The 13,826-nt window shown below is 59.5% G+C and carries 12 protein-coding genes, 1 tRNA gene and 1 pseudogene; 4 read left to right on the top strand and 10 right to left on the bottom strand.

The features are described 5' to 3' along the window. Positions 1-2 precede the first annotated feature (2 nt). The 5 genes from purH to AC0L8G_RS17200 form a co-directional block, all read right to left on the bottom strand. Positions 3-1,586, bottom strand: coding sequence for a bifunctional phosphoribosylaminoimidazolecarboxamide formyltransferase/IMP cyclohydrolase (purH, locus tag AC0L8G_RS17180; protein ID WP_473385383.1), 1,584 nt, complete (start codon positions 1,584-1,586; stop codon positions 3-5). Between the two features lie 69 nt (positions 1,587-1,655). Next, on the bottom strand, positions 1,656-2,855 hold the full coding sequence (locus AC0L8G_RS17185; RefSeq protein ID WP_473385384.1) for a UDP-N-acetylglucosamine 4,6-dehydratase family protein: 1,200 nt from the start codon (positions 2,853-2,855) through the stop codon (positions 1,656-1,658). 85 nt (positions 2,856-2,940) lie between these two features. Then, complete coding sequence (locus AC0L8G_RS17190) at positions 2,941-4,575, bottom strand: heparinase II/III family protein (RefSeq protein ID WP_473385385.1); 1,635 nt, start codon at positions 4,573-4,575, stop codon at positions 2,941-2,943. A gap of 4 nt (positions 4,576-4,579) precedes the next feature. Further along, positions 4,580-5,242 carry a ribulose-phosphate 3-epimerase gene (gene rpe, locus AC0L8G_RS17195; RefSeq protein ID WP_473385386.1) on the bottom strand — a complete coding sequence of 221 codons (663 nt, stop codon included), beginning with the start codon at positions 5,240-5,242 and terminating at the stop codon, positions 4,580-4,582. A 257-nt stretch (positions 5,243-5,499) separates the two neighbouring features. Next, on the bottom strand, positions 5,500-6,063 hold the full coding sequence (locus AC0L8G_RS17200; protein ID WP_473385387.1) for a hypothetical protein: 564 nt from the start codon (positions 6,061-6,063) through the stop codon (positions 5,500-5,502). 132 nt (positions 6,064-6,195) lie between these two features. On the opposite strand from AC0L8G_RS17200, the pseudogene AC0L8G_RS17205 reads away from it, so the two are divergent. Next, a pseudogene (locus AC0L8G_RS17205) lies at positions 6,196-7,241 on the top strand (aldo/keto reductase). A gap of 4 nt (positions 7,242-7,245) precedes the next feature. Here AC0L8G_RS17205 and folD read toward each other — a convergent pair. The 4 genes from folD to AC0L8G_RS17225 form a co-directional block, all read right to left on the bottom strand. After that, complete coding sequence (gene folD / locus AC0L8G_RS17210) at positions 7,246-8,127, bottom strand: bifunctional methylenetetrahydrofolate dehydrogenase/methenyltetrahydrofolate cyclohydrolase FolD (protein ID WP_473385388.1); 882 nt, start codon at positions 8,125-8,127, stop codon at positions 7,246-7,248. Then, positions 8,124-8,426 carry a DUF167 domain-containing protein gene (locus AC0L8G_RS17215; protein WP_473385389.1) on the bottom strand — a complete coding sequence of 101 codons (303 nt, stop codon included), beginning with the start codon at positions 8,424-8,426 and terminating at the stop codon, positions 8,124-8,126. Before AC0L8G_RS17215 ends, folD begins: the two co-directional genes overlap by 4 nt. An 18-nt stretch (positions 8,427-8,444) precedes the next feature. Next, entirely contained in the window at positions 8,445-8,747 is a 303-nt protein-coding gene (locus AC0L8G_RS17220; RefSeq protein ID WP_473385390.1) for a YggT family protein, read from the bottom strand. A 105-nt stretch (positions 8,748-8,852) separates the two neighbouring features. Continuing rightward, positions 8,853-9,260, bottom strand: a complete 408-nt coding sequence (locus AC0L8G_RS17225; protein WP_473385391.1) for a hypothetical protein — start codon at positions 9,258-9,260, stop codon at positions 8,853-8,855. A 181-nt stretch (positions 9,261-9,441) separates the two neighbouring features. On the opposite strand from AC0L8G_RS17225, the gene AC0L8G_RS17230 reads away from it, so the two are divergent. The 3 genes from AC0L8G_RS17230 to AC0L8G_RS17240 all read left to right on the top strand — a co-directional run bounded on the left by AC0L8G_RS17230 (position 9,442) and on the right by AC0L8G_RS17240 (position 12,848). Further along, a tRNA-Ala gene (locus AC0L8G_RS17230) sits at positions 9,442-9,517 on the top strand. Positions 9,518-9,714: 197 nt separating this feature from the next. Then, positions 9,715-11,175 (top strand): coniferyl aldehyde dehydrogenase, encoded by a 1,461-nt coding sequence (locus tag AC0L8G_RS17235; protein WP_473385392.1) that lies wholly within the window; start codon positions 9,715-9,717, stop codon positions 11,173-11,175. A 74-nt stretch (positions 11,176-11,249) separates the two neighbouring features. Further along, the gene (locus tag AC0L8G_RS17240) at positions 11,250-12,848 is read left to right on the top strand and encodes a GMC family oxidoreductase (protein WP_473385393.1); all 1,599 of its coding nucleotides are present in this window, start codon (positions 11,250-11,252) and stop codon (positions 12,846-12,848) included. Here AC0L8G_RS17240 and AC0L8G_RS17245 read toward each other — a convergent pair. Then, positions 12,845-13,825 (bottom strand): alpha-L-glutamate ligase-like protein, encoded by a 981-nt coding sequence (locus tag AC0L8G_RS17245; protein WP_473385394.1) that lies wholly within the window; start codon positions 13,823-13,825, stop codon positions 12,845-12,847. The two genes, AC0L8G_RS17240 and AC0L8G_RS17245, sit on opposite strands and share 4 nt — an antisense overlap. Position 13,826: the final 1 nt, after the last annotated feature.

Genomic DNA, 13,826 nt, shown 5'->3' on the forward strand with positions numbered 1-13,826 from the left:
AATCAGTGGCGGAAATGCCGGACGCCCGTATAGACCATGGCGAGACCCGCTTCATCGGCGGCGGCGATCACTTCTTCGTCGCGCATTGACCCGCCTGGCTGGATAACCGCCGTCGCGCCAGCTTCCGCCGCCGCCAGCAATCCGTCCGCAAACGGGAAAAACGCGTCAGACGCCACAACGGAGCCTTGCGTCAACGGCGCGGACGCCCCGCAGGCCTCCGCCGCATCCTGGGATTTGCGCGCAGCGATACGGCTTGAATCGAGGCGGCTCATCTGCCCCGCGCCAACGCCGACCGTGGCGCCGTCCTTGGCGTAAACAATCGCGTTCGATTTGACGTGCTTCGCCACCTTGAATGCGAACAGCATGTCAGCAAGTTCCTGCGCTGTCGGCTGGCGCTTGGTGACCACTTTCAGATCCTGCGCGCGCGTCACTTTTGCGTCCCGCGATTGCAACAGAAACCCGCCTGCGAGGGGCTTGATCATCATGCCGGGCGTTTGCGGATCCGGCACCGCCCCCGCAATCAGCAGGCGCAGATTTTTCTTCGCCGCAAAGATTTCTTTCGCCGCGTCATCCGCGTCCGGCGCAATCACCACTTCGGTGAAAACCTCGACGATTTTTTCGGCGACCGGCCCGGCGAGTTTCTGGTTCAGCGCCACAATGCCGCCAAATGCCGACACCGGATCGCAGCGAAGCGCCGCCAGATACGCCTCAAGCATGCTATCGCCTGTCGCGACGCCGCAGGGATTAGCGTGTTTGATGATGGCGACCGCCGGTCTTTCGGTTCCGAACTCGCCGATCAACTCATAAGCAGCGTCAGTGTCGTTCAGATTATTGTAAGACAGCTCCTTGCCTTGCGTTTGTGTCGCCGTCGCAACGCCCGGACGCGCCTCTCCCGAATGATAGAAGGCCGCTTCCTGGTGGGGATTCTCGCCATAGCGCAGCACTGCGCCGCGTTTGCCCGCCAGAGTGAATTGCGTCGGGAAGGTCTCGCCGTTTTGCGCCGCGAACCAGGTCGAGATCGCAGAGTCATAGGCGGCGGTTTTCGCAAAGGCTTTCGCCGCGAGGCGCTTCTTTGTGTCGTCCGTGAGGCCGCCCGCCGTTTCAACTTCGCCCAGAACGCCTTCATAGTCAGACGGGTCCGTGACTACACCGACAAAGCGATGGTTCTTCGCCGCCGCGCGGATCATCGCCGGGCCGCCAATGTCGATATTCTCTACGCATTCGTCAAAGGCCGCGCCCTTCGCGACAGTCTCTTCGAACGGATAGAGATTGACCACGAGCAATTCGATACCGCCAATGCCGTGATCGCTCATTGATTTGAGATGGCCTTCATCGTCGCGCAAAGCGAGCAGTCCGCCATGCACGCGCGGGTGCAGCGTCTTGATGCGCCCGTCCATCATCTCGGGAAATTCCGTGATCTCGGAAACGTCGCGCACCGGCAACCCCGCCTCGCGCAGCGCTTTCGCCGTGCCGCCGGTGGAAACCAGATCAACGCCGGCCTTCGCCAGCCGGCTGGCGAAATCGACAATACCGGTCTTGTCGGAAACAGAAATCAGCGCCCGGCGCACAGGCGTTACGTCAGCCATCGGAAAACCCCTTTTCGGATGCCGCCGCCTTAGCGCTCATACCGGGCCGGGGCAAGTCGCAGGCGAGATTTACCGATTCGACTGGTTCGGCGCGCGGGAAACGGCGTGTTTCAGGGCGCTGAACTCAGGCACCAGATGGTGCACCGCCTCATCAAGGGTCGCTTCCTCGCAGTTGATCGCCGCGTCGATCACATCCGTCAGGCGCGGATTGAGCAGCGGCAGGTCGATCATCGCAGGCGAGGCAAGCAGAACCCCGTCCGCACCGGTCTTGATCAAGGCGTCGGAGTCGAGAAAAATTTCCTCAAACAGCTTTTCACCGGGCCGGAGCCCTGAAAATTTGATCTCAATATCCTTGCCGGGCGTGAGGCCGTAAGCCTCTATCATGCGCTTTGCAAAATCGAGGATTTTCACCGGCTCGCCCATGTCGAGCACGAATACCCGGCCGTCATGAGTGACAATCGTCTCCTCCGCCACATCCAGGCTGGAGGCGAGCAGCACGAGTTGCACGGCTTCGCGGGTGGTCATGAAATACCGGATGATTTCCGGATGGGTCACCGTAACCGGCCCGCCACGCTCAATCTGGCGGGTGAACAGCGGCACCACGGAGCCGGTCGAGCCCAGCACATTGCCGAAGCGGACGGTAACGAAGCGCGTTTCATTCTGCGCGACGTCAAGCGCCTGCGCATAGAGTTCGGCGATCCGCTTCGTCGCGCCCATAAAGCTCGTGGGATTGACCGCCTTGTCCGTGGAGATGAACACCACCGACTCGGCCTCATGTTCGATCGCCGCATCGAAAACATTTTTCGCGCCAAGCACATTCGTCATCGCACCGGCGCAACGATTTTCCTCAACAATGGGGACATGCTTCAAAGCCGCAGCATGCACGACCACATCCGGCATCGCCCGGTCGAAGACCAGGCCAAGATGCTCCTTGCGGCAAACATCCGTAAGATCGGAGGAAATTATCCCGCCGTGACCGCCCTCTTTCAGTTCAAGATCAATCTGATAGAGCGCGAATTCGGAATTATCGACAAGCGACAGATGCGCCGGTTCAAACTCTACAATCTGGCGGCAAAGTTCCGACCCGATGGTCCCACCGGCGCCGGTGACGAGGACGCTTTTGCCCGCCACCATTTTCCGGGCCGCCCGCAAATCGATCTTGCGCGGCGCCCGCGGCAGCAAGGACGCGGGATCAATATCCGCACTGCGCCGGCCAAGTGTTGGCGTCGCCCCGAAAATGCGCTGAAATTTGTCGATCATTCCGGCCATAGGACGCCGCCGCTCCGCTCGTCTTCATTTATGCACACTGGTTAATCCATGTACACCGGTGGCCGCCGCAACAGCCATGGCGCCTCTAAACGGCGTCGAGTCTGGCCAGCGCCCATTTAACATTGATCGCCGTATCATCGCGCCTGTCATAGGCGCCCGCCTGGATGACAATTTGTTCAGATGCTGCGGGCGCGCCGCCGCCGCCGCAATACACGCTCTTGTCGAGCACAAGCTCCGGACAGTTCGACTTGAACCGCCAGCCCTCCTTGTTGGGCAACAACAAGATCACGGATTTTTTATCGCGGGCGAGCGACGCCCTGATGCCGGGGTGCAAATGAAATCGCCAGACCGCCCGGTCGATCTCGCCCGGCGCGCAGCCAGCCAGCATTTCCTCACCGCGCAGATCGGCGCCCGCCGGCGACAAAAACAACCGTCGCAAATAGGAGGCGCCTTCAGGATTGGCGGTGACGATGCGGCGCTCAAATTCGAGCAGATGTCCCGACGCTTCCTCGCCCCGGCGATGGGCGACCTCGCCGAATACAGGCTGCGAGCCGCCATCAAGGAACGAAAGCGCGGAATGGGCGCTGCGCTGTTCAAGCGCCTTGCGCCAATCGGACCCGCGATGCGCGCCGCTCCCGCAATTGACGATCAAGCGCGTGCGCCCTGAAGAAAAATGTATGGACCCGGCGCTCTTGTAGGCTGCGCCATTATCGTCCGCCGTATCGACGATCGCCAACGCACGCGCCGCAGTCAGCTTGTGATATCCGGAATGACGGGCGAAATCCGCCGGCGCTATGTCCGCATCCGAACCATTTTGCACAGCGATCAGCGCTTTGGGGTCATCTTCATAACCGCCATTAAAGACGGCGAGCTTGCCATCCGGCGTGCGAAAAAACGCGGCTAACGCGCTCGCCCGCTGCACTTGATGGCGCAGAAAACCTGGCGGCTGAAATCCACGCGCGGAAATTGCTTTCAACAATGCTTGCAAACGCAAAGCGAGTTTCAACTGACGCGACGGGTTGCGGCTCACATGGCCGCCATCGGGGCGAAGCTGCAAGCGCAATTCGCGGCGCGCGATTTCAAGGCCGCGCTCGGCCGGACCTTCGCAACCCGGCAAACAATATCCCGCGACACCAAGACCGAGCGCCGTCATCAGCCGGTCATATCCGTTCGCCGCTTGCGGCGCCGCGCGCGCAAGATGCCGTGTTTGGCGCGCCATACAGGCGAGAACCCGGCTGCGCCACAAGGCGTCAGTCCCCGAAAGCAATAAGGGGTGATGGGCGCACAACTGCACCAGCCGTTCGGAAACGTAATAAGGCTCCCAACTCTCGGAAGACCAGCGCTCATTGCGGTCAAGCCAGCCGCGCATCAAGGCCCGCGCCGGCGCCCTGCCCTCATCGCCTAACGCCGCCAAATGACGGAGCCAGGAAAATTCCTGCATATAGCCGAACAAGGCGCCGCCAGGCTCGGCCTGATCCCAAAGCTTTTCAATCTCGTTTTCGCAGTCAGCCTGCTCATCGCCAATGATGATGCGCCCGCGCGCCAGCGCGACCGCCAGGGCCTTGTCCGGCGCATACGGATCATCCGGCTGGAACAACAGGCGATCCGGCGCCGGCCCTTTTAACTGCGCCTGATAAAACGGGCTCTCGCCCCAGACTCTGCGCATCTGCGCAAGCACATCACGAGAACCATTGCCTGAATGCCGCGCGGGTCGCGCCATCGCCTTAGGCCCCCGGCCGAAGTGCGGCGATGTTGCTCGCATAGGCGTCCTGCCCGCCCCGGAAAACGGCGGAGCCCGCCACCAACACATTGGCGCCTGCGCTGATCGCTTGCGGCGCGGTCTTCGGATCGATGCCGCCATCGACTTCAAGATGAATGTCGCGGCCCGTGCGGTCGATCATCTTGCGAACGGCTTCGATCTTTCTCAGTTGCGATGAAATAAATTTCTGGCCGCCAAAGCCGGGATTGACCGACATGATCAGAACCAGGTCGAGATCGTCAATGACCGCCTCGACCGCGCTGGCCGGCGTCCCCGGATTGAGCGCGGCGCCGGCTTTGACGCCTGCCGCCTTGATCGACTGCAGGGTGCGATGCAGATGCGGGCCCGCCTCAGGATGGACCGTCAGGATATTCGCGCCCGCCGCAGCGAATTCCTCGATATAGGGGTCGACTGGGGAAATCATCAAATGGACGTCGAAGGGCAGATCTGTCGCCGCCCGAATCGCTTTGACCACCATGGGCCCAATGGTGAGGTTGGGCACAAAATGACCATCCATCACATCGACATGGATGAAGTCCGCGCCAGCAGCGGCGACGGCGGCGATTTCGTCGCCAAGACGGGCGAAATCTGCGGATAAAATGGACGGGGCAATCAGAACGCGGCTCATAGCATTGAGGTATCGTGATGCGCCTTCGCCGCGCAACAAGAATAGCTTCGAAAAGCGTTCGTGACGGCACAAAAAAACCCCGCCAAATGGCGGGGTTTTTCTGGGGGTGGGTGGTGCGTGCAAGAGCGTCAGGGACGTACGCTGGAAGATAGTTGCGTGCTGTTGCGCCAACGCTGATGAGGAGAGTTTTAGACAGCAAATCGGGCAAAACTAAGACGAAACACGAGCAAATATGTTCAAAATGTTGTTTTTACTGGTTAATTTCCGTTATCCATAACCGATTCCGGCTTCGCCTTTACCTTCACCGGCTTTAATGCGCGCCGGGTTTTCCACAAGCCATAAAGGCCCGCGCCCGAAAGCGCCGCGCCGGAGATCAACCCGGCGATCCATTCCACGTCAAAAAGGCCAATCCCGGTCAGCGCGAACAAGCCGAGGCCAAACAGGACGGCGAGAAAGCGCAATGGCGAGGAGACGGCTCGGCCGACTGCTTTTGCGGCGACAGATGCGCCCGTGGCCGCGACGCGGGCGGTCCTGACCGCACCCTCCGTGACGATCTCCGCCACCCGGCGCGCCCCGACGAGTTTCACAATGCCGGCCAGCGCCGCCGCAGCGACAGCCAAAAGCGCCCACTTCTTGGCGCCAATGGGTTTTTGCTCGTCGGCATGATCCGCCGCATGCGCCACCGGGGCTTCCACAGCTATCGTCGCCGGGCTCACGACCGGGTCAAAATCGCTCGCGCCAGCAGGCGACAACGCCGCCGAGGCTGCAATCACCGAGACGGCAGCCATCATGGCCGCCTTGCCCTTGCCAATTTTCAACATTCCGTCCTCCGGGATGATTTGATTAACAAATGGGGACTGAGACGCACGCTTTCAACATGGTGACGTTTCCCATGCAGCGGGGCTAACAAGGGCGGAATCGACCACGGTTTACCGCCGACAATGAGGAAAGACATGGAAAAACGACGCCTTGGACGCACCGGCCTGGAAGTTCCCGCACTTTGTCTCGGGACGATGATGTATGGCGATCAGATCAGCGACGCAGACGCAGACCTGCAAATGGACGCTTGTTTTGATCGCGGCATCAATTTTCTCGACACCGCCGAGATGTACACCGTCCCGCCAAAGCCGGAAACGCAAGGGAGTCCGAACGCATTGTCGGGCGCTGGATCGCATCGCGCAACAACCGCGACAAAATCCTTCTCGCCACCAAAGTCGCGGGACGCTCGCCCGCCGCCTATATGCGCCCGGAAGGCGGCCAGACGCGGCTTGACCCGAAACAAATCCGCTTTGCGCTGGAGCGCAGCCTGAAAAATCTGCAGACGGATTATGTCGACCTATACCAGTTGCACTGGCCTGACCGCACGCTGCAATTATTTGGCGGCGTTCGCACCGGCTATGTCCATTATGACGATCCCGGCATCCCTATCGAAGAAACGCTCGGCGCACTTGGCGATCTGGTAATGGAAGGCAAGGTTCGTCATGTGGGCCTATCAAATGAAACGCCCTATGGCGTCATGCGCTTCCTTCGCGCCGCAGAAAAGCTTGATCTGCCGCGCGTCGCCTCCATCCAGAACGGATACAATCTATTAAACCGCACCTTTGAAAGCGGGCTCGCCGAGATTGCGCTGGAAGAACAAGTGGGCCTCCTCGCCTATTCGCCGATCGCACAAGGCGCGCTCACCGGAAAATATCTTGACGGCGCAAAGCCTGCGGGGTCGCGCGGCGCGTTGTTCGACCGCTTGCAGCGATACGAAACACCGTCGGGAGAACAGGCGATCCGCGGCTACATTGCGCTAGCGGACAAATTCGGCGTCGACCGCGCTTCTTTCGCCATGCAGTTCGTCACGACCCGCCCCTTTGTGACCTCAAACATTTTCGGCGTGCGCAATCTCGAGCAGCTCGATGCGGTGTTCGCGTCCATCGACCTGAAATGGACAGACGAAATGGAAAAGGCCGTGAACGAACTTCACGGCCATATCCAAAACCCCTGCCCGTAAGAAATCAGACGTCCACGTCGCCAAGCCCACGCCGGCGGGCGGCGGCGAGCACCGTGTTGCGCAAGAGGCAGGCGATGGTCATCGGGCCAACGCCGCCGGGCACTGGCGTAATCGCGCCGGCGACCTCTTGCGCCTCCGCATAGTCGACATCGCCGACCAGGCGCGTCTTGCCGTCTTCTTCAATGCGGTTGATGCCGACATCGATTACGACCGCGCCCTTTTTAACCCAGTCGCCCTTGATGAAACGGGGGATGCCGACTGCGGCGCAGAGTATATCGGCCTCGCGGCATATGGCGGCGATGTCTTTGGTGCGCGAATGCGCAACCGTTACCGTGCAATTTTCCGCCAACAGCAGCATCGCCAACGGCTTGCCCACCAGAATAGAGCGGCCGACCACCACCGCATTGAGACCTGAAAGACTTTCCTTCACCGTCTTTGCGAGGATCACCGAGCCCTGCGGCGTGCATGGAACCAGCCCTTCTGTACCAAGAATGAGCCTGCCCGCATTCACCTCGGTCAGACCATCCACATCCTTGTCGGGATGAATTTCATTGATGACCCGGTCGGAGGAGATGTGCTTTGGCAGCGGAAGCTGGACCAGGATGCCATCGACGGCGTCATCGTCATTCAGCTTGCGCACCAGCGCGACGACTTGATCCTCGCTCGCATTTTCAGGGAGCTTGTGCTCGAGGGAACGCATGCCAGATTTTTCCGTCGCGACATGTTTGTTGCGCACATAAACCTCGCTCGCCGGATCTTCACCGACAAGCACCACCGCAAGCGCTGGCTGGACGTTATGCTTTGATTTGATATTCGCGACCGCGCCGGCGACTTTCTCGCGCACTTCCGCAGCAATAGCTTTTCCGTCAATTACACTTGCGCTCATTCGTTTCCCACTCCCAGTAAGTCTTCTAATCGCTGTTGCAGCGCCGCAATATCGGCCCCGTCCAGCGTCACCGTTTTCAATCGGTTTTTCGCGCCGGACGTTACAGAGACCGAAGATTTCGACAAGTCAAAAGCGGAAGCGAGAACTGACTCGACGGCCTTGTTGGCCCGTCCGCTCTCCGGCGGAGCTGTCACTTTCACCACCAGTCGCGCGGCACCGTCTGGTCCGGTCCAGGCGCCGCCGGCCTTGTTTTTCGATGCGCCAGGCGTCACGCGGACGCGAATGGCGAACCTCGTCACAACGTCCGAGCGGACCGGCTACAGTCCTGCGCGGAGCATTGGCGCGAACACATAGGTCTGAAGGCCGATCTGAACCGCGCGCAAGCCAATCAGCACAATGATCGGAGAAATATCGAGGCCGCCCATGGCGGGGAGCATGTTGCGCACCGGACGCAAAAGCGGTTCGGTTAGCGAAACCCCGGTGCGATAGATCATATCCACGATCTGATTGTGCCGGTTGATCACGTTAAACGAAATCAGCAGGCTCAGAATGATCGTCACAAACAAGATCAGTACATATAGATCAATCAGCGCATTCACGATGTAAGCGATCATGGCCATGTGCGGAAAGTCCTTAAATGCTGGCCCTTCTTGGGGGCGATCCTATTTGTAAAGCGACGCTTCGGCATGTAAGGCGCGTCGCCCCTGGGTGCAACCGCGAACGGGCTATTTGACCGCGCCCTCATCCACCGGACGGCGGGTGCAGAGCAGCGGACTGGCGATGCCGCCCGCCCGGACAAAACCCACCCCATCCTTTTCGATAATGAGCAGCGAAATGTCCGCAGCGAAACCATCCGGGCGGGTGGAGAACGGCGCCTCATCCGCGGCCCAGAGCAGCCGACCGGCAATATCCGCCACTTCTGTGGTCCCTTCCCAGCAGCCCGTATAGGCGCAGACGGAAAACGCGCCATCGCGCCGCGCCGTAATCGACATGGGCGTGGTCTCGCCAGACGGCATGGCTTCGCAGCTATCGACCGAACACCAAACCTCCACGTCATTGGCGCAGTCCCAAACATCCGGGGGAATTTCCGATTTGGAGGATGAAAGTAAAGCAGCGAGAAGAAGCGTCAGCATGCGGGCGTCCCTTTCCATGGCGGCGCGCAAAGCCTAGCCCCGTATCGGCCGCCGGGCCAGCTTTTACACGCCGCGACGCCCGCCCGAAGCGGCCGATTGACAGCGCCCCTTGTGAAGATTTATGACGCGATCTCCCACGCGGGGCGCAGCCGCACGGCTTGCTCCCGCTTCGTCTCGGTTCGGGGCTGTAGCTCAGTTGGGAGAGCGCGTCGTTCGCAATGACGAGGTCAGCGGTTCGATTCCGCTCAGCTCCACCAGATTGCTTTCGCAAGCAGCCGCATTGCTGACCGGCCTGCGCAATATTTGCTCTTTGCACGCATTATTTTCGGGCAAATCGCTTTACGCAAATTTGAAATTCATTGCGCCGACACCCGCCTGAATCCGGGCGCCGAAGCCGCTGGACAGACCCGCCTCAGCAGCTACACTTGGCCGATACATTCAGCTGGGAGGCTCCATGCCCGCAGACTCCGCCCCTAACCCGACTTCGGGTCCTGCGTCAGGACAATCAGATGGCGAGAAGGAGCTTGCACGCCTCTTTGCGGTGCAAAAACAAGCTTACGCTGCAGCGCCGTTCCCCTCGCATGAAGAGCGCATCGGCAATCTCGATCGCATCATCCGCCTGACCGAAGCGAATGAAGAGCGTTTTATCCGCGCGATCAGCGAAGATTTCGGCAATCGCGCCCGCCAGGAAACAGTTATTGCGGAAATCATCGTCACCGTTTCCGGCGCCAAACTGACGAAGAAACATCTCAAGACCTGGATGCAGCCAAGGGGCGTGGCGACGCCTTTGCACATGCTGCCGGCGCGCAGCCGCATTGAACCGCAGCCGCTCGGCGTGGTGGGCGTCATCTCACCGTGGAACTACCCGTTGCAGCTTGCGCTGGCGCCGACAATTGCAGCGCTTGCCGCCGGCAACCGCGTGTTGATTAAGCCCAGTGAACTCACCCCGCGCCTGGCGGAAGCCTTGCGCGAGGCGATTGCCTCCGAATTCGATGAAAGCGTCTGCGCCGTTGTCACCGGCGGCGTTGAAACCGGTCAGGCATTTACCGAAACGCCGTTCGACCATTTGCTGTTCACCGGCTCAACGCCAGTCGGCATGCGGGTGGCCCAGGCCGCTGCGAAAAATCTGACGCCGGTGACGCTTGAGCTGGGCGGCAAATCGCCGGCGATCATCGATGAAAGCGCTGATATTGAAATCGCAGCGCGTTCTATCGCACACGGCAAAATGCTCAATGCCGGCCAGACCTGCGTCGCGCCGGATTATGTGCTGGCCCCGCGGGACAAGCTGGACGCCACGGCCCAGGCGATCGCCGCCGCCGCGCGCAAAATGTATCCATCCATCGACACCACCAATGATTACACCTCCATCATTTCCGACAGGCATTTCGCCCGTTTGAACTCACTGGTAAATGATGCGCGCGATCGCGGCGCCGAAATCATTGAGGTCGGTTCCTCGAATGCTTTGCATCCGCAACGCAAAATGCCGCTCACTCTAATTGTTGATCCGCCTTTTTACGCCGATGTCATGAAAGAGGAAATTTTCGGTCCTCTCCTCCCAATTCTGCCTGTTGGCTCGACAGACGAAGCCATCGCCCATGTCAATAAAGACGACCGTCCGCTGGCGCTGTACTGGTACGGCGAAGACGACAAGGCGCGCGACCGCGTTTTACAAAGAACTGTCTCCGGCGGCGTAACAGTGAATGATGCGCTATGGCATGTCGCCCAGGAGAATCTGCCTTTTGGCGGCATCGGCAAAAGCGGCATCGGCGCCTATCACGGGGAAGCTGGCTTCAACACCTTTTCGCATCTAAAGCCGGTGCTGTATCAAAGCCGGTTTTCAAGCGGCGCCATGTTGCACCCGCCCTACTCCTCAAAAACCGACAAGATCATCTCTTTTGTGCGCAAGATCCTTTAGGCGCCGCCTTTCCGGTTTTAACATCCGCGACGGGCCGTGACTGGCGACGAAAAAAATAAAAAACGGACAACAAGATGAGAGAAACGCTGGGTGACTTCGATTATGTGATTGTTGGCGCCGGATCGGCCGGGTGCACTCTGGCGGCGCGCCTTTCTGAAGATCCTGCAATTTCGGTTTGCGTGCTTGAAGCAGGCGGGCCGGACGACCACCCTTTCATTCACGCGCCCATCGGCTTCGCTTTTTTTGGCGACAAAAATCCGATGAACTGGCGCTTTGAAACAACGCCTCAAAAACACCTGAACGGACGCAATGGCCATCAGCCGCGGGGCAAAACCCTCGGCGGGTCAAGCTCCATCAATGCAATGATCTATATTCGCGGGACGCGCGCAGATTATGACCGCTGGGCCGCTCATGGTGCAGAGGGATGGTCATGGGACGATGTGTTTCCTTACTTCCTGAAAGCAGAAGACAATTCACGCGGCTCAAGCCCTCATCATAGCGTCGGCGGACCGCTCAGTGTTTCTGATTTGCGGTTTAAAAATCCGCTGTCGGATATTTTTCTGGAAGCCGCCGAGCAATTGCAGCTTCCGATGAACCCTGACTTCAACGGCGGCACTCAGGAGGGCATGGGTTACTATCAGGTGACGCAGCGCGATGGACAACGCTGCTCTGCGGCGCGCGCCTATCTCCACCCGGCCATGGAAAACCCCAATGTAACGGTGATCACCAACGCCCATAGCGAGCGCATCACCTTTAATGGGCGCCGCGCAACGGGCGTTCAGTTTACGCATGAAGGTTCAGCGCGCACCGTCACCGCCAAACGCGAAGTGATCTTGTCCGCCGGCGCATTTCAATCGCCGCAACTATTGCTCCTGTCCGGCATCGGCCCGGCGGCGCATCTGCGCGAGCTTGGCGTCGATGTGGTGGCGGACCGCAAACAAGTGGGCGAGAATTTACAGGACCATCTCGACTGGACGGCGCTTTATAAATCAAAATCATCTGACGCGATTGGCATGCACTTGCCCATGGCGATGCGCGCCTTGCCCGCATTAAACGCCTACCGAAAGCGCCATGAAGGGTTGTTCACCAGCAATCTGGCCGAGTGCGGCGGCTTTTTGAAAACCGACCCGTCAGGATCAGAGACTGACATTCAGTTGCATTTTCTGCCTGCTATTGTCGACAATCACGGACGCAAGAAACATCTTGGCGCCGGCATTTCTGGTCATGTCTGCGTTCTGCGTCCGAAGTCGCGCGGGAGCGTGCGCCTGGCGTCGCCAGATCCGTTAGCGGCGCCTGCGATAGACCCGAACTTCCTTTCCGATGAAGATGACCTACGCCGACTGAAAAAAGGCGCGCGCATTATAGAACGCCTTTTCGATGCGCCCGCCCTGAAAGCGATACGCGGCAAACGCCTGTATCTTGATGAACCGGCTGACGACGCGGCGCTGGAAGCCGACATTCGCAATCGCTCAGACACGATCTATCATCCGGTCGGCACCTGCCGCATGGGCGCCGACGCCGACGCCGTGGTCGACACTCAATTGCGGGTGAATGGCGTTGAAGGGCTTCGCGTCATCGATGCGTCAGTGATGCCCTTCCTGATCTCCGGCAACACTAATGCGCCGACCATCATGATTGCGGAAAAAGCCGCGGATCTGATCAAGGCGAATTAGGAAACCGGCGGCTGGATCATCGCCGGTTTAACCGGCGCAGCATCCGATAGGGACTTCGACAACGCCACCCGCTCTTCAGGCGTACGTTTTTCATCGCCGAGCAGCATTGCCTTATCGAGAACGAAGCCGAGCCCTTTGCGATTGGCGATCTGGATGGAAATGCCCGGTCGCGCATTGAGCTCAAGCAAGAGCGGCCCTTTCTCGCGATCAAGCACCACATCGACGCCGATATAGCCGAGCCCCGTCACCTCATAAGACTTCGCAGCCATCAACAAGATGTCGTCCCAATACGGCGTCTGAATATCTTCGAGCGGATGCGCCGTATCGGGATGGATATCGATAAACTGGTCATGCTGCATCGCCTGCATTGTCCGCCCGGTGGCGAGATCAATGCCCGCGCCAACGCCGCCCTTGTGCAAATTGGCCTTGCCGTCGGATTCCGCTGTCGGCAAACGCAGCATCGCAAATACAGGAATGCCCTTCAGCACGATAACGCGAATGTCTGGCACGCCGCGATAGGAAACCTTGCCGAACACATCGTCGAACTTCACGCGATATTCAATCAGCGCTTTGTCCGGCTGGCCGCCAAGCGAATACATGCCCGACAACATGTTGTTGATCTGGAACTTCATGGTGTCGAGGTCGATGCGACGGCCGGAGGCCAGCCGCCAGCCTCCTTTTAACGGCCCGTCGGCGACGATAATGCCTTTGCCTTGCGAACCCTGCGCCGGCTTGATGACGAAGCCATCCGGGTGGTCGATAAATTCGCCGAGACGTTTCATGTCGCGGGCGTTTTCAATGACCCCGTAAAGCGCCGGCGTCGGAATTCCCGCGGGCTCGGCAAGTTGTTTCGTCAGCAATTTGTCATCAACCCGCACAAGCAGTTTTCGCGGGTTCAGCGCGTTCACATATTTGACGTTGCGCTCATTGATGCCAATCACGCCATTCGCCCGCAGCGCTTTGTAGGTGTTCAGCATC

The sequence above is a fragment of the Hyphococcus sp. D3-15 genome (genome assembly GCF_055809375.1).

Coding starts and splice junctions, on each gene's coding strand:
- folD (WP_473385388.1), bottom strand. CDS start 8,127: ATGAGCGCAAGTGTAATTGACGGAAAAGCTATTGCTGCGGAAGTGCGC.
- AC0L8G_RS17200 (WP_473385387.1), bottom strand. CDS start 6,063: ATGTTGAAAATTGGCAAGGGCAAGGCGGCCATGATGGCTGCCGTCTCG.
- AC0L8G_RS17190 (WP_473385385.1), bottom strand. CDS start 4,575: ATGGCGCGACCCGCGCGGCATTCAGGCAATGGTTCTCGTGATGTGCTT.
- AC0L8G_RS17235 (WP_473385392.1), top strand. CDS start 9,715: ATGCCCGCAGACTCCGCCCCTAACCCGACTTCGGGTCCTGCGTCAGGA.
- rpe (WP_473385386.1), bottom strand. CDS start 5,242: ATGAGCCGCGTTCTGATTGCCCCGTCCATTTTATCCGCAGATTTCGCC.
- AC0L8G_RS17240 (WP_473385393.1), top strand. CDS start 11,250: ATGAGAGAAACGCTGGGTGACTTCGATTATGTGATTGTTGGCGCCGGA.
- AC0L8G_RS17185 (WP_473385384.1), bottom strand. CDS start 2,855: ATGGCCGGAATGATCGACAAATTTCAGCGCATTTTCGGGGCGACGCCA.
- AC0L8G_RS17225 (WP_473385391.1), bottom strand. CDS start 9,260: ATGCTGACGCTTCTTCTCGCTGCTTTACTTTCATCCTCCAAATCGGAA.
- AC0L8G_RS17220 (WP_473385390.1), bottom strand. CDS start 8,747: ATGGCCATGATCGCTTACATCGTGAATGCGCTGATTGATCTATATGTA.
- AC0L8G_RS17245 (WP_473385394.1), bottom strand. CDS start 13,825: ATGCTGAACACCTACAAAGCGCTGCGGGCGAATGGCGTGATTGGCATC.
- purH (WP_473385383.1), bottom strand. CDS start 1,586: ATGGCTGACGTAACGCCTGTGCGCCGGGCGCTGATTTCTGTTTCCGAC.